Source organism: Hymenobacter radiodurans, from assembly GCF_004355185.1.
Taxonomy (GTDB): Bacteria; Bacteroidota; Bacteroidia; order Cytophagales; family Hymenobacteraceae; genus Hymenobacter; species Hymenobacter radiodurans.
Genome location: NZ_CP037922.1, coordinates 1803191 through 1824364 on the forward strand (window position 1 = coordinate 1803191; position 21174 = coordinate 1824364).

Annotated in this window: 11 protein-coding genes and 2 pseudogenes; 8 read left to right on the top strand and 5 right to left on the bottom strand. The window is 53.9% G+C overall.

Annotation, left to right across the window (positions count from 1 at the left end; genetic code table 11):
• The first annotated feature begins 189 nt into the window (after positions 1–189).
• From EPD59_RS08705 to EPD59_RS08720, 4 genes are all read left to right on the top strand, one after another.
• Positions 190–2028: a DNA/RNA non-specific endonuclease gene (locus EPD59_RS08705; RefSeq protein ID WP_133272438.1), complete on the top strand. Its 1839-nt coding sequence runs from the start codon at positions 190–192 to the stop codon at positions 2026–2028.
• A gap of 386 nt (positions 2029–2414) precedes the next feature.
• Positions 2415–3785 (top strand): S8 family serine peptidase, encoded by a 1371-nt coding sequence (locus EPD59_RS08710; RefSeq protein WP_133272439.1) that lies wholly within the window; start codon positions 2415–2417, stop codon positions 3783–3785.
• A 90-nt stretch (positions 3786–3875) separates the two neighbouring features.
• Entirely contained in the window at positions 3876–4115 is a 240-nt protein-coding gene (locus EPD59_RS08715) for a hypothetical protein (RefSeq protein ID WP_165963524.1), read from the top strand.
• 259 nt (positions 4116–4374) lie between these two features.
• Complete coding sequence (locus EPD59_RS08720; protein ID WP_133272441.1) at positions 4375–5958, top strand: N-acyl-D-amino-acid deacylase family protein; 1584 nt, start codon at positions 4375–4377, stop codon at positions 5956–5958.
• Between the two features lie 17 nt (positions 5959–5975).
• On the opposite strand, the gene EPD59_RS08725 is transcribed toward EPD59_RS08720, so the two are convergent.
• From EPD59_RS08725 to EPD59_RS08745, 5 genes and pseudogenes are all read right to left on the bottom strand, one after another.
• A complete protein-coding gene (locus EPD59_RS08725) occupies positions 5976–7322 on the bottom strand; it encodes an alpha-amylase family glycosyl hydrolase (protein WP_205703505.1) in 1347 nt (448 codons plus the stop codon).
• A 162-nt stretch (positions 7323–7484) separates the two neighbouring features.
• Entirely contained in the window at positions 7485–9917 is a 2433-nt protein-coding gene (locus tag EPD59_RS08730) for an ABC transporter permease (protein WP_133272442.1), read from the bottom strand.
• 144 nt (positions 9918–10061) lie between these two features.
• Complete coding sequence (locus tag EPD59_RS08735; protein WP_133272443.1) at positions 10062–12428, bottom strand: ABC transporter permease; 2367 nt, start codon at positions 12426–12428, stop codon at positions 10062–10064.
• Positions 12429–12484: 56 nt separating this feature from the next.
• Positions 12485–13173: pseudogene (locus EPD59_RS08740) on the bottom strand (ABC transporter ATP-binding protein).
• 75 nt (positions 13174–13248) lie between these two features.
• On the bottom strand, positions 13249–14508 hold the full coding sequence (locus EPD59_RS08745) for an efflux RND transporter periplasmic adaptor subunit (protein ID WP_133272444.1): 1260 nt from the start codon (positions 14506–14508) through the stop codon (positions 13249–13251).
• Between the two features lie 316 nt (positions 14509–14824).
• On the opposite strand from EPD59_RS08745, the pseudogene EPD59_RS08750 reads away from it, so the two are divergent.
• From EPD59_RS08750 to EPD59_RS08765, 4 genes and pseudogenes are all read left to right on the top strand, one after another.
• Positions 14825–16206: pseudogene (locus EPD59_RS08750) on the top strand (sigma-54-dependent transcriptional regulator).
• Positions 16196–17548 (top strand): sensor histidine kinase, encoded by a 1353-nt coding sequence (locus EPD59_RS08755; RefSeq protein WP_165963525.1) that lies wholly within the window; start codon positions 16196–16198, stop codon positions 17546–17548. Before EPD59_RS08750 ends, EPD59_RS08755 begins: the two are co-directional and overlap by 11 nt.
• Positions 17549–17678: 130 nt before the next feature.
• Positions 17679–19664 (top strand): alpha/beta hydrolase family protein, encoded by a 1986-nt coding sequence (locus EPD59_RS08760; RefSeq protein WP_133272446.1) that lies wholly within the window; start codon positions 17679–17681, stop codon positions 19662–19664.
• Between the two features lie 178 nt (positions 19665–19842).
• On the top strand, positions 19843–20976 hold the full coding sequence (locus EPD59_RS08765) for a metallophosphoesterase (RefSeq protein ID WP_133272447.1): 1134 nt from the start codon (positions 19843–19845) through the stop codon (positions 20974–20976).
• Positions 20977–21174: the final 198 nt, after the last annotated feature.

Consider the following 21174-nt stretch of genomic DNA (forward strand, 5'->3'; position numbering starts at 1 on the left):
TAGCCACTGAGGTTTTGGGGCTGCTTGCTGAGTCCTGTGTTTAGGCGTTTGATGCAAGCGCGAACAGCTGCTTAGTGACTAAACATTAGTGGCTGATTTAGATGCAAGTCATTGTTTACTAGTCGTTGGTATCATGGCAACTCCACATGGTAAGGCATCCAGTTCCCCCAAGCGGTGAAGGATGACTTCATGGATAAACTCAAGAAATTTGTGCGTACTCGCGGGGCAGATTTCCTTGCTGACCCAAACATTACTTCCGTGGGTATCGGGTACAAGCAACAGGATGGTAAGACCACGGATACGATTTCTATTCAGTTTACGGTGGAGCAAAAGACTGGGCCTGATGTGATTCTAGAGAGATTGAACACGAAAAAAATCCCCAAATGCTTTCTGATCGACGGCCAGGAAGTACCCACTGATGTAATTGAGCGGAGCTACCAGCCCGCTTATCGGCGCGTACCAATTGCGTTAACCAGTCCGCGCAAGCAGCGCGTCAACCCCATCGTGCCCGGCATAAGCGTAAGCCACGCCAAAGGCATGGCCGGCACCATCGGGTGCATTGTATATGACCAGCACAGCGGGGCGCCCTATATTCTCAGCAACTGGCACGTGCTACACGGCCCTGGGGGACAAATTGGTGATGAAGTAGTGCAGCCTGGGCTTTACGATGATAACCGGGTGGCGCAGAACCGGCTGGGTAAGTTGGTGCGCTCGCACCTAGGGGCCGCCGGCGATTGCGCGATAGCCTCCATCGAGGGCCGCAACTTTCAGGCTGATATTCTTGATCTGGACGTAGCCATCGACGAGATAGGCGAGCCGGAACTGGGAGATACGGTGATCAAAAGTGGTCGTACCACGGGTGTAACGCAGGGGGTGGTCACGCGCATACATACCATTGCCCGCATCAATTACGGCGGGCTTGTGGGCAATCAAGCCATAGGGTGCTTTGAAATCGGCCCCGATCCGGCCCACTTGCCCGCTGATGGAGAGATAAGTAAGGGCGGAGACTCGGGTGCGGTCTGGCTATTTAAATCGGACAGCGGACGCACTACGCGCATCATGGCGGGGCTGCATTTCGCGGGCGAAACGGCCGGCTCCCTTCATGAGCAGGCGTTGGCTTGCTACGCCAAGTCGGTGTTTGAGAAAATGGAAATCAGCCTCAGCGCGCCCACGCTACTTCAGCAAACAGTAGAGAATCAGCTAGCGCACGGCTATGACGCAAAGTTTTTGGGACCCACCGTGTCCGAACCTAAGCTTACCGTGGCGGGGCGCAACAATGCCGTGGGCGCGGCTGGCGGTACCGAAGTGATACGCCACACGCATTATTCGGTGGTCATGCATGCCGAGCGACGTTTTGCGATGTGGGTGGGGTGGAATATTAATGGGGGGCAAATGCGCCGCATCAACGGCAACGGCATTGACTTTGGGCTCGACCCGGACGTTGACCCCAAGTATCAGGTGACCGACAAACTTTATGCGGGCAATCGCCTCGACCGCGGCCACCTGGCCCGGCGCGCCGATTTATGCTGGGGCAGCGAAACAGAGGCCCAGCAGGCCAATCGGGAGTCGTTCTATTTCACCAACATCACGCCGCAGATTGAAAACTTTAATCAAAGCAGTCAGGGTGGTATTTGGGGTAAGCTGGAAAACGCCTTGTTTGCCCAAGTACATGTGCAGAACCTGCGGGTAAGCGTGTTTAGCGGTCCAATCTTCCACGATGAAGACCGCACATATCGCGGAGTGCTAATACCTCGCGAGTTCTATAAGGTGCTGGCTTACATGGTGAGCGGCAAGCTACGGGCCCAGGCATTCTTGCTCACTCAAAATATTGAAGGGCTCGAATCCATTGATCTGGAGCAGTTTCGAGTGTATCAGGTCAAGCTAGGAGAAGTAGAAGGCCGCTGCGAATTCCGGTTTCCTGAAATACTCAAACGGGCTGACGGCCTCAGCAAACATGTGGCTCGCAGTATCGGGGTAGCCACGCCGCGTCCGCACCTCAGAGCGCTGGCTGATATCAAATGGTACTAGCAAAGATGGTAACGGCCATCAATTTGCTTTCATACATAAAATATTGATAAATAGACTATTAAGATAAAAGCATGCTTCTAGATAGGTGGCAGATACCCCATCTTCAGCCGGGACTAAAAAAATGTGCGAGCGCTCACTACGAACACATCCTATTGGCAACTCTTCCTACTCACAACCCAATGCCATGGACCCCTAATATGCTTCACTCTAAAGGCTGCCTGCCGCGCTAAAGCGTAGGGCAACTCTCCCTCAGCTAGTCGGAACCGGGCTTACAGTGCGCCAACGGCGCGGAGAGCTACGGGCATGAGAAGTCGTGTCGAACGATGTAGCGGCTTCTGCATAAATACCATTAAACCAACGTAATACGAGTTACGACTTTATCAATCATGGCAAAGAATAAGAATGGTTCTGCGAATAGCGCAGGAAACACGAATGCCTCCTCATCTGTGGATGAGCTACTGCTGGCGGCCCTTGAGCGCGGCGACGATAGTTTTGAAACGGGCCGCTACCTAGTCACCTTCAAAGATGGCGCCGGCGACCAGGGCCTACAGTCCCTCGGTACCCAGGGCATGCGGGTGGCCGATGCCCGCGATTTTGATGGGCAGGCGGCTACCCTGGAAAATATTGGCGACGCCGACGCCGTTGTGTTTCCGGAAATTGGGGTGGCACTTATTGGCGGAAATGCCGCGCAGGAGCGGAGTATGGGCGCGCAGATGGAAATTGCCAGTGATAGCCCCATTGAAATCATTGAGCCTGAGCATTTCGTGTTCGCCGAACAGTTTTTCAGAGAGGCAGCGTACCTGTCTGCTACCAAAACTAATGGCAACGGCTCAAATGGCGGCGGGGTTAATGAGTATCTGCGGGGGTTTCTGGAAGCTACTGATACTATCACAAAGCACCTGCAACATGGCAAGGGCTACACGGAGGTAGATGAACTGGACGAAGAAACCATGGTGCTGGGTGCCACCTGGGGACTGAACGTATGCAAAGTGCCCCCCAGTCTGCGCAGTGGCCTTGGCATACGGGTAGCAGTGCTGGATACGGGCTTTAACATTGGGCATCCAGACTTCGTGGGACGCCCTATCATTGGCGCAACCTTCGTGGGCCAGCCAGTGCAAGACCTGCATAGCCATGGTACGCATTGTATTGGCACCGCGTGCGGACCCAAATCGCCGGCGGGTACCACTCCACGCTACGGTATTGGGTACCGGTCCTCCATCTTTGCAGGCAAAGTGCTGAGCAATACCGGGTCAAGTGTTGGTGGAAGTGTGCTGGCGGGCATGAACTGGGCCATTGCCAACCGCTGCCCCGTAATTTCGATGTCGCTAGGCGGCACGGGAGGTGTACAGGCTGCCTACACGGCCGCGGGCCAGGCTGCCCTGAATAATGGGTGTCTTATCATTGCTGCCGCAGGGAATAGCAGCGGCCCTACTGGCTACCCCGCTAACTCACCCACAATTATGTCGGTAGCCTCGCTCGATATGAGTCTGTCGCCATCTTCATTCTCCAACTTTGGTAAAGTTGATATTGCTGCTCCTGGTCGCGATGTGTTCTCGTCAGCGCCTATGCCACGCCGGTATACTACCATGAGTGGTACCAGCATGGCTACTCCACACGTAGCCGGTTGTGCGGCATTATGGGCCGAGACATCACCAAACATGCGGGGCCTTACCTTGTGGCGGCGGCTGCAGGCGTCAGCCAAACGCCTGCCATTCTCCACAGCACGGGTCGGTGCCGGCTTAGTACAGGCTCCCTGAAGCAGCGGCTGAGATTAAATACGTAACTTAACTAGCATAGCCACCGGCTGACCGTAGCTGGTGGCTATGCTACTAACAGGAAGCTTCTATATGGCTGCAAAAAAACGATGGACAGTCACCATGTCTGGTGAAAAGCCTCTGTCTGAGGTAACAAAGCATCTACGCGAAACAGGATTTGATGTCGATCAGGTGCTGGACGTAATTGGCTGCGTGACCGGAACCGCAAACGACGACGTGGCCGCCCGCCTACGGAAGCTGCCTGGCGTCGCGGCCGTTGAGGCGGAGCCGGGGATAGATATTGGGCCACCTGATGCTCCTATCACTTGGTAGCCCTAGCTATTCTAAAACCCTAACGAAGTCAGTAGCTACCTATCTGTTTGTTCCTCTCTCCTTCGTTCCGCAGAAGGTGAGAATGATAATGCCTCCTTTATAAAGCTACCGTGACTTTAGCGGTCAGGGCTTTATGAAGGAGGCATCGTGTTGATAGGGGGCTATCTGTATTGCAGGATGAAAAACTAAATACTCTTTAGGTAGTGTGCAGCCCAAAATTTTGGGGAGCAAAAGTGCCACTTCCGCTACCTTAGCCGCTATGCGCTACATCCTGCTGTTTGTCCTGCTGCTATTGGCTCAAATCACCTCGGCCCAAATCCAGAAAGCTGATATTCTTATCCGCAATGGCCGCCTCTACGACGGTACCGGCAATACCTGGACCTTGGGCGACGTAGCCATCCGGGCGGGCCGCATCGTAGCCGTAGGCCGACTTCCAGTCAACTACCCGGCCGATACCGTGCTGGATGCGAAGGGCCTGGCCGTGGCGCCGGGTTTTATTGATGTGCACACCCACATCGAAGACGACGAGGTGCGCCAGCCCACCGCCGATAACTTTATCTACGATGGCGTAACGACCGTGGTAACCGGCAACTGTGGCTCCTCGCGGTTGCCACTGGGGGGCTATTTTCAAACGCTGGACAGCCTAAGATTGTCGGTGAATGTCGCATCGTTGATTGGCCATGGCACCGTCCGCAAGGCTGTGATGGGCCGGGCGCAGCGCACGCCCACTGAAGCTGAGCTACAGCGCATGGAAAGCTTGGTAGACAGCGCCATGCTGGCCGGTGCGGTGGGATTATCGTCGGGGCTGATTTACATTCCCGGCACTTATTCACGGACGCCTGAGCTAGTTCGCTTGGCGCGGGTAGCGGGCCGTCGTCAGGGCCTCTACGCTACCCACATGCGCAACGAATCCGACAGCGTCACCTTCTCTATCCGGGAAGCGTTGCGCATCGGGCGCGAGGCTGGGCTGCCCGTCCAAATTTCTCATCTGAAGCTGGGTGGTCAACAAAACTGGGGACGTACTGCCGACCTGCTCACGCTAATTGAGGATGCCCGCCAGGCTGGCCAGCAAGTCACCATCGACCAGTACCCTTACACTGCCAGCTCCACTTCCCTAAGCACGCTGCTCCCCGACGACGTGCAGGCCGATGGCCGCGACTCTCTGCGCGTTCGGCTGGCCCGCCCCGCGGTGCGCAAGGCCGTGGAAGCTAGTATGGTAGACCGGCTGCGCCGCCGCAAGCTCAAGCACTTTAGCTACGCCGTAGTGGCTAGTTTTCCGCCCGATACTAGTTACAACGGCCGCAGCATTGAGGAAATCAACCGCATGCGCGGCGGCCGTCACAAGGCCCGCGCCGAGGCCGCTACCATCCTCGACCTAGTGCTGCAATATGATGCGGGCATGGTGTTTCATGGCATGAGCGAAACGGACGTGCAAAACATCATGCGCTACCCGCAAAATATGGTGGCGTCCGACGCCAGCATTCGGGTGTGGCAGCAGGGCGTACCGCATCCCCGCGGCTACGGCTCCAACGCCCGCGTGCTAGGTTATTACGTGCGTGAAAAGCACGTTTTGACGCTGGAAGAAGCCATCCGCCGCATGACCAGCCTGCCCGCCCAAACATTTGGCTTCACTAACAGAGGCTTACTACGGCCCGGCTTTGTGGCTGATATTGTAGTCTTCGATCCGGCTACCGTAGCTGACCGGTCTACCTTCGAAAAGCCTCACCAGTACTCCGTAGGTATGCAATACGTGCTGGTAAATGGCCGCCTCACCCTGCGCGATGGACGCCATACGGGAGCCCGTGGGGGACAAATTCTGTATGGCCCTGGCTGGCAGCAATAGACCTACGCTGAACTAGACTAGGATTTCTGTATTACGCGCCACCCGTGGCCTGGTACAAGTAAGCCTTCGCTCGCCGCCAGGGTAAGTGTAGTGTCGTTGAAAATGTCGGTCCAGGTGCCTGCTACTTCACTAGGCAGCGGCAGCATCTGAGGAGTAGCGGCACGGTTGATAACGCAGAGCACGGCTTGCCCTTCTTTGTGGCGCCAAAAGCCATAGAGGTCGTCAGAGCTGGGGAGGCGCTGGAAGTGACTGGCGGCGTCGCCGTTGCGCAGGGCTGGGTGCCGAAGTTTGAGTTGCAACAGTCGAGCGTAGAAATCCTGCAGTGGAAAGTCCTGCCAGTCAATCGTGTCTTTATCGAAGAAGGCCAGCCGCCGGTTTAGGGCCGCTTCCTGACCAGTATAAAGCAATGGCATGCCAGGTAAAAGCACCGTGAGCACGGCGAAGGGCAGCGCCATCGGCCCCAGACGCTCATACTCAGTGCCGTCCCAACTGTTCACATCGTGGTTGCTGGTAAAGTGCATCAGGTACACTGAGGGCGGATATTTGGCTCGCTCGGCAGCTAGGTAGTCATCAATAGCATTAAGCGGCTGCTTGCCTTCGGCAATGTGGTCGAGCAGGTAGTGCAGACGCAGGCCAAAGCTCATGTTGAAAGCCTTTTCCAGCAGCTTGGTGTCGCTGTTAAATTCTTCCCAGGAAAGCCCCCCAGACGGATACAGCTCGTCCCATTCGGCCAGCATAAACAGGGGCTTCACCGCATCCAGCTCCACGCGGGCTTCATCCCAGAAATCGGTGGGTACGAGGCCGGCCACGTCGCAGCGGTAGCCATCAATGTCTGCCTCGCGCACCCAGTAAAGCAGGGCGTCCGTCATGTAGCGGCGCAGTTCGGGGTGGGTGTAGTCGAATGCTACCACATCGGTCCAGTCGGCTACGGGCGGCACCAGGTTGCCCAGGGCGTCATGCTGGTACCAGTCGGGGTGTTCGGTTACGAGCGGGTTGTCCCAGCTCGTGTGGTTGGCTACCCAATCGAGCAGCACGCGCAGGCCCAGGTCGTGAGCAGTTTGGACAAGGTGGCGCAAATCGTCGAGCGTTCCGAACTCCGGATTCACACCAAAATAGTCGCGCACGGCGTACTGGCTGCCCAAGCTGCCCTTGCGCTCCACTTCCCCAATCGGGTGAATCGGCATCAGCCACACGATGCTTACACCCATCGCCGCAAGTCGTGGCAAGTGGGCTTCAAAAGCCCGAAAAGTGCCCTCCGGGGTGTAATTGCGCAGGTTTACTTCGTAAATCGTAGCGTTGGCGGCCCATTCCGGGTGACGAACCTGGAACAGATGAGCCTGAGGATGAGCAGCAGAATCGGGCACGGCAGCAGTGGGGGCTTTTTTTGAGCCAATTAATGCATGGCTTGTAGCGGCTGCAAGTTCACCCAATCAAATGGAATTCGTACTTCTTTTACACACGAAAGGCTCTTGGAAAAGCCCCAGAGAGCATTTGCCAAGAGCCTTTACAGTTTAATTCGTTTAAGCTTACTCGGTGCGCAGGTTTTTGATCGGGTTGATGGTCGCCGCCTTTATAGCCTGATAGCTAATGGTCAGGAAAGCAATCAGGGCCGCCGCCACCCCGGCCGCCACAAAGGCCCACAGCGGAATATCGATGCGGTAAGCAAAGTCCTGCAGCCAGTTGCGCATCACCAGCCAAGCAACGGGGAAGGCAATGACAGCCGCCACAACCACCAGCTTTACGAACTCTTTAGACAGCAGACCCACAATGGTCGATACATCGGCGCCCAGCACTTTCCGGATGCCGATTTCCTTTTTGCGGCGCTCCGCTGCGTAGGCAGCCAGACCGTACAACCCCAGGCAAGCTACAAAAATGGCCACACCGGTAAATACCCACAGCAGCGTCTGCAGTTTGTCTTCTGACTGATACATTTTGTCGAAATTTTCGTCTAGAAACCGGTACTCGATGGGACTGTCAGGGCTGAACTTGGCCCACACCTGTTTTACCCCTTCTATCGAGCTGCCGATGTTTTCACCCTTCATCTTCACGGCCACTTTCCAGTAAGCACCTGGGAATATTTGGAGCACAGCTGGCTCCAGTTTGTCGTACAAGCTCTTGTAGTGGAAGTCTTTTACCACGCCGATGATCTTACCTGCTTTCAATGAATCGGGATTCGTGTCGCTCCACACGCGCCATTTTACTGTTTGGCCGATAGCCTGCTGTGGGGTGCCAAAGCCGAATTCTTTCACCGCCGTTTCGTTGATAATGAAGGCGTGATCCTTGTCGTCGCTCAGCTCTTTAGAAAAATCGCGGCCCGTGACCAGTTGCAGCCCCAGGGTTTTAATGTAATCGTAGTCCACCATCAGCTGCGTGGCCGAATGTTCTTTCATCTCGCCGTTGGTGGGCACGATGAGACCATCACCAGCCACCTGGTCGCCGGGGAAGCCGTAGCCGATGCTGGTTGACACCACGCCGGGTACTTGCTGCAGTTCGTTTTTGAAGGTTTCGTACTGCTTGCTCATGTTCTCGCCGCGCATGGGAAAGAACATGATTTGATCACGGTTGAAGCCCAGGTCCTTATTGTGTAGGTACGACACCTGCTTGAATACCACCAAGGCGCAGATAATCAGAAATACCGACAAGGCGAATTGGACCACAATCAGCCCGTGACGCAGCCACTGCACCCGGCCAAAGATGCCCTCTGTAACCACTGCGCTTTTCAGCACCTTCACCGGCTGAAAGCTAGACAACACTAGCGCCGGATAAAAGCCCGCTACCAGTCCTACCACCACAGTCAATAACACCAGTAGGCCCAGCAGCGCAGGATTACTGAGCAAGTTAAACGTCATGCTTTTATCCGTAAAGGTGTTCAGTGGAGGTAGCAACAGCGCCGTGAGCACCGTAGCCAGCACCACGCTCACCAGCGTGAGGAGCACGGTTTCGGTCAGAAACTGGAGCATCAGCTGCTGCTGACTGGCTCCAATTGTTTTGCGGATGCCTACTTCCTTGGCTCTTTGCATAGACTTGGCCGTGGCCAAGTTCACAAAGTTGAAGCCGGCGATCAGAAGAATGAATGCGGCGATGATGCTCAGGGCTTTCACATAGGTGATGTTGCCTTTCACCCCCGGATCGTATTTGAAGCTCGAAGAATATAGGTGCGCCTCGAATAAAGGCTGCAAGTAGGGCACAGACGTTAGCCGATCCTCTTCGCTGAGCGTGGGCTGCACCTTCTGCACGAGGTAGTTTTGCAGCTTCGCTTGCGTTTGGTTTGCATCGGCGCCGGGCTTCAGCTTAACGTAAGTATAAAACTGCTGCCAGCCCCAGTTTCCCATGCGCTTCTTAGGCAGTTGCGCTGCCGCCAGCGGGACGATATAGTTAATCTTTAAATGGAACTTGGACAGACTATTTTCCAGCACGCCGGTTACCAAAAAAGTCGATTTGCTAATTTTAAGCTCTTTACCAACCGGATTTACATTCCCAAAAAAGCGTAAAGCCACATCCTCAGCCAACACCACCGATGTGGGCGCATCCAAGGCATGGGCGGCCGAACCATATTTGAAGGGCAACTGAAAAACCCCAAAAAAAGTGGAGTCCGCAAAGAGCCCGTTTTCTATGTAGATCTTCTTCTCGCCGACTTCCAATAGGTTGAGGCTAGTGCCCGTCATTAGGATGCGCATGGTTTGCTCCACCTCCGGAAACTCCTGCTTTAGGACAGTAGCAAACATAGGCGACACGGAGCTGTGCCTGTCGGGCGCTTGGGCTCCCGTCTGCTGGGTATAGACCCGATAAATCCGGTCGCCGTTGGGCACGAACTTGTCATATTGCAGTTCGTCGTACACGAACAAGCCAATCAGCAGGCAAGCCGTGACGCCCAGGGCCAAGCCAGCGATATTGAGAAACGAAAAGCCCTTGTGCCGGATAAGGTTGCGGTAAGCAACGTTTAAGTAATTCTTAAGCATGGCAAGAAGTGGTGAAGGTGTAGCGGGACCTAAAAGACCCGATTGAATTCAACAGCAAAGGGTGGTTTTTAGCCGTAGCGGACACCGAACGGTAATCCGGTCGAGTAGCTACTTCAAAAGCAGATGGAGTGCACTGCGCCCTTATTATTCGTCGCGTAGGCAGAGGACCGGGTTCACTCTAGCCGCGCGTACAGCTTGCGTCCCAACAGTGAGCCAGGCAACCAGCAAGGCCAGCAATCCAGCTCCTAGGAAATACCAGAACTCTAGCTCTATCCGGTACTCGAAGCTGTTAAGCCACTGACTTACTACTAGGTAGCTGATAGGTAGAGCTACACCAATAGCCACAACTACTAGTTTTGTAAGGTCGCTTGATAGCAGATATACTATGCTCAATTCGCTGGCCCCTAACACCTTGCGCATACCAATTTCCTTGCGCCTCTTTTCTGCCGCGAAAGCCGTTAAGCCCAACAGACCAAAGCAGGAGATAACAATAGCCAGCCCAGCGAAGTAGCGGGAGAGCACCGCCACGCGCCTCTCAGAAGCATATTGCGCTTGGTAAGCGGCATCTAGAAATTGATAATCGAAGGTAAGCCCAGGGTTAAATTGCTCGTAGAATTGCTGAATAGCTTTGATAGTTTCCTGCTCGCGGCCGGGAGTGAGTTTAATTAGTACAGTGCCAGCCGCCTGCGGCTCCAAACGGAAGATGAATGGCTCTACTTTTTCGTGGAGCGACTCGTAGTGAAAGTCTTTCACAACGCCCACAATCTGCGCCTTGCCCAGGACTTTGCCCACTGGATCTTGCATACCCAAACTGGCTACCAACGCTTCATTGACAATAATCTTGGTGCTGTCGGAGCGAAACTGCCGGGAAAAGCTACGGCCTGCCTTGATCTGGATACCTAGCGTTTCCAGCATGTCATAATTCACGGCTAGGTTGTTCACGGATATTTTTCTGCCCTCCCACTCCAGTTGTGGACCCCCCGACTCGCTGGGGCCTACTCTCACGAAGAAGCCCCACATACCCGAAGCATTTGCCACTCCTGGTATCCGCTTTATCTCGGCAAGAAATGCAGCGGGTTGCTGAGCAGATTTTCCCGCCGTTTCGAAAGAAATGATATTGCTCTTATCATAGCCAAGGCTTTTATTCTGCACATAAGCTATCTGCTGATGTACTACCAACACGCAAACGATGAAGAGCACCGACAGCGCAAACTGGAACACCACCAAGGCCTTGCGTGTCCATAAGTCGGCTATGGAGCTAATGAGCGTACCTCTGAATACCGCAGCCGGCTTAAACCCTGATAAGTAAAAAGCTGGATAGCTGCCCGCCAGCAATCCCGTCAAAAAAGTGATTCCCAGAAAGGCGCCGATGATGTTGGGCTTCAGTTCAAGGGCCAACTGCTTGCCCGTTATTTCATTGAACTGCGGGAGTACGATCTGTACTATCGTAACGGCCACAAACAAGGCCAGAAAGGCCATCAGCACGGACTCGGCTAGGAAGTGTATGACCAACGTAAGCCGAGTGGCTCCCAATGTTTTTCTCACCCCAATTTCCTTTACTCGGCGCGTGGCCTTGGCAGTAGTGAGGTTCATGAAATTGATGCAGGCAATAAGCAGCACGAAAAGGGCAATTCCAGAAAACATCTTCACGTACTCAATGCGTCCGCCCGCCCGGACGCCATTTTCATATTCACCGTACAGGTACTTAGCAGAGTAAGGCTCTATAAACAGCGTGCGATTCTTATTCTTAGCGCTTTTGTGCTCCAGCAGCCCTGCAATCTTGCTTTCAAAGTTGGCTGCGTTAGCGCCTTGCTGCAGCACGATGTAGGTATGAAAAGGACCCATATCTTCCCACGTTATCTGCTGCCCCATCTTCATGATATCCTTGAAGGAGTCGAAGGTCAGCACGAAATCAAATTGCTCGGAAGAATTAGCCGGAATAGGGTCGAACACCCCCGAGACAATGCAGGTTTGCTTAAGATCTGCCAATTGCCATTCAACTGACTTTCCGACGGCATTTTTGGGGCTTCCGAACAAGGCAGTAGCAGTAGCCTCGGAAAGAACAATGGCGCTCTTGTCTGCTAGTACCTGGTTGGCGTTGCCTTGAATAAGCGGATAAGTGAAAATGTTGAAGAAGTCTTTGGCGGCGTATTTCCCGTCGGCTTGAATATTCTTGTCTTTGCTCACCAGTGTGAACTTGGGGAAGAAGCTGGGTGGCGTAACGGCGGCGGCATACTCAATTTCCGGCATCTCGTCCATCAGTGACTCAGCCAGGAGCGGATGAGTGCCCCAACTGGTATTTATTCCCTGATTGGTGCGCTGGTTTTCCATCACTCGGAAAAGCCGGCTGTCATTCTCATGATATTTGTCAAAACTCATTTCATCATTTGCCCACAGATACACTGCTAAGGCACACGCCAACCCCGTTGATAAGCCAATCAGGTTGATCAAAAAGGTGGTTTTGAACCGCTGAAAGTTGCGGTAAATGAGAAGTAGAGAATGCCAAATCATGCCGCCGAGTAGTAAGGATGAATATTGTCAGAATGCTACCTTGAAGGACTTGTATATCAGGTGGTAAACTGCTTGTGCACATTCTCCATCACTACTTCGCCATCGAGCAGCCGAATGACGCGGTGGGCGTAGCGGGCATCGTGTTCGGAGTGGGTCACCATGATGATGGTAGTACCGGCCTCATTGAGCTCCGTGAGCAGCTCCATTACCTCGTTGCCGTTGCTCGAATCGAGGTTACCCGTCGGCTCGTCGGCCAGAATCAGGCGGGGGCATTTATGACGGCTCGGGCCACTGCCACGCGCTGCTGCTGACCACCCGAGAGCTGCTGCGGAAAGTGGTTACGGCGGTGCATGATCTGCATTTTCTCCAGCACCTTTTCCACTTTCTCCTTACGCTCCGCCGCGCCCACACCCAGATAAATCAGCGGCAATTCTACGTTTTCCAGCACCGTGAGCTCCTCAATCAGGTTGAAGCTCTGGAAGACAAACCCCAGGTTACGCTTGCGCAGATCAGCCCGCTTCCGCTCGTTGTAATGGGCTATTTCCGTCCCGGCGAACTTAATGCTGCCACCGTCGGGCTCATCCAGCAACCCGATGATATTGAGTAAAGTAGACTTTCCGCACCCCGACGGCCCCATGATGGCCACAAACTCCCCCTCGTTCACCACGAGGGAAACTTTGTTGAGCGCTTTGGTTTCAACTTCCTCCGTGCGGTACACTTTTTCGAGGTTTTCAATCTGAATCATAAGGCTGGGGGTTGAGCTGGTTTATGCTTGTTGCTTTGACGTTGTTTTTCTATGCTTGTGCGCTGCTGGGGGCTTTTATTCCTCCTTGTCTTTGAGTACCAACTCGCCCATGTCCTCGTAGCCTTCATAGCTGGAAGTCACTACTTTATCGCCGGGCTTTAGGCCTTCGAGTACTTCGAAATAGTCCGGGTTTTGGCGCCCCAGGCGGATGTCGGTTCGGTAGGCTTTGGTGCCGTCCTCATTGACTTTGAAAATCCAGTTGCCGCCGGTTTTCTGGTTGAATCCACCCTTGGCTACGCGCACCGCCTGGGTTTGGTCGCTCAGGGATAACCGCACCTGCAGCGTCTGGCCGCGACGAATGCTCTGGGGGGCATTTCCCACGAATTCCAGATCTACCTGCAGACCTTTATTTACCTGCGTAAATATCTTTTTGACGCTGAGCTCATAGCGTTTACCGTCGTGCATAAACTCGCCTTTCTGACCCGGAAAAATGCGCGAGATATAATACTCGTCGATGTTAGCGCGCACTTTCAAGCCGTTGAGCATATCCAACTGCCCAATGCGCTGCCCCGGCGCAATCGATTCGCCCACTTCCGCGTTCAGTGACGTAATACGACCCGCTACGGGCGCTTTGATAGTCAAGTCATCCATCTTCTTGTGCATGAGCGCAAGGTTGCTTTGCATGCGCCCCACCGACTCCTGCATCTGATTGACTTGCTGGCGCATAGCCACCGAATCCTGCTGCAAAGTTTGGTTAGTTAGCTGCCGCTTGCGCACCTGATATTGGTAGTTATTCTGGCTCTCCGTAAACTCTTGGCGCGATATAACCTTCTGCTCGTACAGCGACTTATTCAGCTCATAAATCCGCTTGGCTTCCTTGAGCCGAAACTCAATATCCGCGAACTGATTGAGCTGCTGAATGCGGTTTTGCTGCATCAGGTTGCGCGTGTTCTGCAGGTTATTCATTAGGTCAAACACGGCTGTTTCGCGGTTCACCATTTCCAGCTGCAAGTCCGTGTTGGTAAGCTCCAAAATCGGCTGGCCGGGCGTGAGCGTCGCCCCATCTTCCACTAGTACCCGCTTCACGGTGCCGCCTTCGGTGGCGTCCAGATAGATGGTTTTGATGGGCATCACGGTGCCGTCAATCGGAATAAACTCCTGAAAAGCCCCCCGAGTCACTTCACTGATGGTGATGCGCTCCGGATCGACGTTGAGCTTGCTGGAGCCCGTCGTGGAGAAGTAGCTCGCCGCCAGTAACGCCAGCACCACCACAATTCCGCCGGAAAGCAGCAGCTTGCGAAGTGTCCAGGTTTTCTTTTGAATTGGAACGTCCATGCGACTGTTTAAATGCTTTAGAATGCCTCGGTAAAGGCGTTGTTGTCTGTACTAGTAAGGATAATGCCAGCTAATTAAGTTGTTGATTATAAAATAGTTGTATAACACATTTCTCCTGTAACCTCTTGAACTGTTCGCTTTCGATACAACCAAGTGTGCGGTAGTGATACAACTTGGCAGGCATGGCCAACAAAAACGCGCTTAGCAGGCTAGAAAAGGAGATTTTATTATTTAGTATAGTTTATGGTAGGCAATTGGGTACTTAGCATTCTGAATCGGTAGGCCGGTTCTTTCATCTTCTATTGTAGTAGTTTCCATGGCTTCCAATAAGGCGCGCGTTCTGGTAGTAGATGACGACCGTGATGTACTGTTCGCGGTTAAGCTGCTGCTCAAAACTGAGGTGCAGGAAGTAGTGACGGAACGGAATCCGGAAAACCTGCTTTCCGTGCTGAGCCGTCAGTCGTTCGATGTCATCTTCCTAGACATGAACTTCAAAAGCAATGTGGGTACCGGAAACGAAGGCTTGTATTGGCTGAGCCGCATCCTGGAGCGCGATAAGGACGCCACCGTAATTATGATCACCGCCCACGGCGAAATCAGCACGGCCGTACGCTCCTTGAAAGCCGGCGCCACCGATTTCATTGTGAAGCCCTGGCACAACGAGAAATTCCTGGAGACTCTGCACGCTACCCTGCGGCACAAAGCCACCAAGACCAGTTCGCTGCCCCAAGCGCCCAAGCGTCCCGGCTCCTTCGCCGACATAACTATGCTGGGCAACTCGGAGCCCATGCAGGAGCTATTTCACACTATCGAGAAAGTGGCGCCCACGGAGGCCAACGTGCTGCTATTAGGTGAAAATGGCACTGGTAAAGAACTAGCTGCCAAGGCGCTACATCAGCGCTCGTTTCGCGCTAGTAAGCCCTTTATCACCGCCGATCTGGCGGCTATGAGCGAAGGCATTTTTGAAAGTGAGCTTTTTGGTCACAAAAAAGGCTCGTTCACCGATGCCAAAGACGATAGGGTAGGGCGGTTCGCCGCGGCTTCTACGGGCACATTATTTCTGGACGAAATCGGCAATATCTCGCTGCCCCAGCAGGCCAAGCTGCTGACCGCTCTGCAAAATCGGCAGGTGATTCCGCTGGGCAGCAATACGCCCGTGCCTATCGACATACGGCTCATATCGGCCACCAACGTGCCAATTTATGAGCTGGCCGCCAAGAATCAGTTTCGGAAAGACTTGATTTACCGTATCAACACGGTCGAAATAACCTTGCCCCCCTGCGTGACCGCGGCGACGATATACTCATGCTGGCCCAGCATTTTGCGGGCTTGTATGCGGCGCGCAACCACAAGCCTCGCCCCGAATTTGAGCCGGCTACGCTCAAGAAACTTCAGCAGCATCGTTGGCCCGGCAACATTCGCGAACTGCAACACGCTGTGGAGCGCGCCGTCATATTAGCCGAAGGGCAGGTGCTACGCCCTCAAGACTTTAGCTTCTCCGCGATGGAAACGCCACGAACCGCTGGGGGGCAATTTCTGCCGGATTTCGCCGATGGCCCGTTGCAGCTGAATGAGATTGAGAAGAACACGATTCTGCGGGTAATTGAGCGCCACAATGGAAACATTACCAAGGCGGCCAAAGAGCTCGGCCTTACCCGCACCGCCCTCTACCGCCGTCTGGAAAAGCATGACCTTTAAACGGCTCGAAATCGGTATTTTCTTCCGGCTGCTGGGCATCCTGGTTTTGCTGTACGCAGCGGTGCATTACGGGCACCGGGGCACTTATGCGCCGGTAGTTTTTGCCGGCTTGCTGGTAGTTGTGCTAGTGCTAGAGTTGACCCGCTACGTGACGCGCAGCAACAAGGAGTTGGCTAATTTCCTGCTGGCCGTGCGGTACCGCGACTTTTCACAACACTTCAATGAAGCGCACGCCAACCCAGCCTTGAGGCAATTGTATTCGGCCTTCAATCAACTCAATACCACTTTTCGGCAGCTAAGTGCCGAGAAGGAAGCTCAGTTTACGTACCTACAAACGGTACTAGAACTGATTGATACTGGCATTATATCCTACGACGATGAAGGCCACGTGGAATGGATGAATGAGTCGTTTAAGCAGACACTGGAACTGCCCTATCTGCGCACTATTCAGGCTCTCCAAAAGCGCCATGAGGATCTTTATCACGCCATCACGCAGTTGGCCCCCGGTAGCCCCGTAGTGGTGAAATTGACGGTCGGCCAGAAAACGCTCCAGCTATTATTATCGGCCACGTCTTTCAGGCTCCACGGCCGCGAATTCACGCTTATTGCCTTCAAGAATGTCAGTCATGCCCTCGACGAAACCGAAACCGAGGCGTGGCAGAAACTGCTTCGCGTGATGACCCACGAAATCATGAATTCGGTGGCGCCCATTGCTTCTCTGGCGGATACCTTGCGCCGCCACGTGCAGCTCGAGAAAGCCAAAGGCTCAGACCCTTATCTGCACGACTTAGACTTGCTGGATGATATAGAAGAGGGAATCGGCATCATTCAGCACCGCAGCGAGGGCCTGTTGAATTTTGCCCAGGTCTACCGCAATTTCAGCAAGATTACCACCCCACTTCTGACCACCATTTATGTGCAGGAGCTTTTTAGTAGTGTGCAGGCCCTGCTGGCGCGTTCGCTAGCTGAAGAGAAGATCGAATTGGTGCTATCGGTGAAGCCGCAAGACTTGCTCTTGCAAGCCGATAGTCATTTGATGGAGCAAGTGCTCATCAACTTAGTGCTTAATGCTGCCCACGCCGTGAAGGAGCGCGCTCAGCCTCAAATCCAACTCGTGGCGTATACCGATGAGAAAGAGCGCGTTGTTCTGGAGGTGATTGATAACGGCACCGGTATTCCCGCCGACTTGCTGGACAGTATTTTCATCCCGTTTTTCACTACTCACAAAAGCGGTTCGGGGATTGGGCTGAGTTTGGCCAAGCAGATCATGCACTTGCACAAGGGCAGCATTCAGGTGCAATCGGTGGAGGAAGCAGGCAGTATTTTTCGGCTGTTATTTTAGAAGATTATTCCCTTTTCTTGAAGGCTTGAAAGCGACGGTTTTCGGGTCTTTTTTCTTACTATTTAATGGTTGGCTTTCGGTAACTTTAAGAGTGGCCAATCAATGTAATCGACTATCCTTCGGGAGGATTTTGCTGCTTTCCGTGCTGTGCGGATGGCTGCTCAACGGGGCCGCTCGCGCCCAGGTGCCTTACAACGTGATTGACTGGAAGGCTCCCACTACGCTCAATACCTATTTGGTTCAGCAGCTTCATCAGCAATCCAATCAGCGCCGGGCCGCTTTTGCAGCTGCATTGAAGTCGGGCGCGGCCATGCAGGCGTATCAGGATACTGTTCGGGCACGCTACCGCCGCCTCTTAGGTCCACTGCCGACCCGTACACCGCTCAAAGCACATGTGGGGGGCAAAATTGAGCGTGACGGCTACCTGGTGGAGAAAATTATTTACGAAAGCACACCCCGCCACCACGTTACGGCCAACTTATATGTGCCCAAAGGCAAAGGCAAGTGGCCCGCCGTACTGCTTTTTTGTGGCCACGAAGCCACCGCCAAAGCCACCGAGTCGTACCAGAAAACAGCCATACTCTTTGCTCAAAATGGCTTCGTGGTGCTGGTCATCGACCCGATTTCTCAGGGTGAGCGATACCAACTTACCGATGCCACCGGCAAGCCGCTTACCCGCGGTGGCACCACTGAGCACACTCTGCTCAATGGTGGCGCGGCCTTGGTAGGTACGAGCGTACCCGCTGCTCAACTGTGGGATAATGTGCGCGGCCTCGATTACCTGCTCACCCGCCGCGAGGTCGACCCCGACCGTATCGGCTGCATCGGCAACTCGGGGGGCGCTACGCAAACTGCCTATTTCATTGGATATGATCCGCGGGTGAAGGTGGCTGCGCTGTGCAGCTACGTAGCCAGCGGCGAGAGAAATCTGGAGCTTACCGGCCCCGCCGATGGCTGCGTACAGATTCCCGGCGCCGGCCAAGCTGGCCTCGATATAGCTGAGTGGCCTATCATGTTCGCGCCCAAGCCCTTGCTGCTACTAGCTGGTCGCTATGATTTCATTGATTATGCCAGTATCCAAGCTACGTATCACGAGCTAAAGCAAGTATATACTGAGCTGGAAAAACCGAGTCGAGTCAACCTGTTTACCTACGACGACGGACATGGAATTTCTAAGCCGAAGCGGGAGGTCGCTGTTGCGTGGTTTCGGCGCTGGCTACGCGATGATGGTCAACTGGTGCCGGAAAACGACTTGGCTACCCTGTCGGCTGAGCAGCTGAACTGCACCGCGACGGGCCAGGTAAACACAGCCTTCCCAAAAGAGAGCACCCTGTCGGAGCAGTATCTGGGTCAGGCGCAGGAACTGGCTTCTCGGCGCCAGCCCCTTACTTATGCTAGCCTCACGGCTGCTATCCGACACGTATTGGCCTTGCCCGAAGCTACGGTCATCGTACCTCCTGTTGAGGCTTCCGACGAAGGCAGCGTGCAGGCCAAAGGTATCCCTATGCGTAAGCTGTTGCTGCGCCGCGCCGGACAGCCGCCTTTACCCGCTTTGCTGGCTATGCCACCCAATAATTTGCCCCCCAGCAAGGTCATCATCTGGCTACCCGACAAAGGCAAGGCTACACTTGCTGATAGCGCCAATCTGGTTGCCCAATATCTGCAAGAGCGGGCTGCCGTGCTGCTCGTAGATCTGCGTGGCTTCGGCGAAACTACCGATCCGGCGGCGTTCAACGACCCTAAGTATTACAACCGCGAATACCGCCCGGCATTGCTGGCGCTGCACTTGGGGCGGCCATTGCTGGGGCAGCGCGTTGAGGATGTGTTCTCGGTGCTAAGCTTTATCCGGCAGGATAACCGTTTCAATGCCTTGCCCATTGAGGTATATGCTAACGGGCGGGCTGCGCCAGTAGCACTACACGCGGCCGTGCTCTCGCCTCAAATTACCCGATTAGAAATAAGTGATTTACCCAGTTCATTCCACGAAATTCTTACGCAGCCTACGCGAAAGGATTGGTACTCCTTGGTGCTACCCCAGGTATTGCGCTACTACGATTTAGCAGATCTGGCGGCAGTAATTGGCCCCCAACGCCTTCACCGCCGTGACGTGCGCTAAGCCTGTCGTAGATGTGACGGGAGAGTCTAAAACTTATCTTTTCGTGTTTTGAGCTCGACCGTGGCAAGAAAATTGAATTAATTTTATGCGGCGGGATCGATAGAAGAGCTGGAAACTAGTTTCAATACCTGAAGGTACTTTTGCAGACGTGTACCTCACTATACATCATACCAGCTTCATGTCATTTCGTTTTCTTGAGGTTTTGCGCCGCGTTCTACTCGTTTGTTGCCTCTGTGTGCTGGCTCAGCGTAGTTATGGGCAACGATTTGCGGCCATCGGCGATTATGGGTATGCCGGACGGGCTGAGAAGGAAGTAGCGGATTTAGTAAAAAGTTGGGATCCGGAGTTCATAATTACGCTGGGCGACAATAACTACGAGCTGGGCGACTCGGCTACCATCGATCAGAACATTGGCCAGTATTATCACGCGTATATTCATAAGTACAAAGGGCGCTACGGTCCCAGTGCCTCAACCAATCGGTTTTTCCCCTCGCTGGGCAACCACGACTATTACACTTCGAATGGCGAGCCCTACCGAGACTATTTTACGTTGCCCGGCAATGGTCGCTACTATGATTTTGTGCGCGGCGATGTGCACCTTTTTGCCATCAATAGTGACCCTGCCGAACCTGATGGCATAGATGCTAACTCGGTGCAGGCCCAATGGCTAAAAAAGCGGTTGGCTGCTTCTTCAGCGCGCTGGAAAATAGTGTATCTGCATCATGCGCCATACTCGTCGTCGGGCCACCATGGTAGCACCCAAGTTATGCAATGGTCCTACCGCGAGTGGGGCGCCTCAGCGGTATTGGCCGGCCACGACCACCACTATGAGCGTTTGATGGTGGACGGGTTGCCATATTTTGTGAATGGTTTGGGTGGGCGTAGTGTAAATGCCATTAATAAGCAGCCCTTACCCCAAAGCCAGGCGGTTTATGCTGCCAACTACGGGGCGATGCTCCTGAATGCCACGCCGGATAGCCTTGTGTTTCAATTTTTTACCCGGCGCCACGAACTCAAGGATACCTATGTATTACGGCCGGCCCCCATCACAGTGCCTGCGTTATGTCCGGTTAGCCCCAATCCTTTTCAGGATGCCACCCAGATTGAATTTTCGCTGCCCAATACTGCTGAAGTGAAGGTGCGAATCTTGAATACGCTTGGTCAGGAGGTAACTACTTTACAGCAAGGCGTAGTAAAAGCTGGTCGGCACCGGCTCACGTGGCAGCGTGACGCTGCTTTACCCGCTGGGGTCTACTATGTACAGTTACTTGGTAGCGACTTCTCTCTTGTAACCCGCGCCGTAGCATACTAATACATTGCTTGTTAGCAGCATGCCTAAATGGGGTTAGATATAGCCTCAGTTAGCATGCTGCTTTTTTGTGCCCTGAGAGATTGAGCCCAAGCCTATGTATAGTAGCATTTTGGGCAGCCAGCAGTATAAATGCGGCATGCAACCAACAGTTGATCGTGAAGCTCTTAATACCAAATGTCAACTACGAATTGGGCTGCA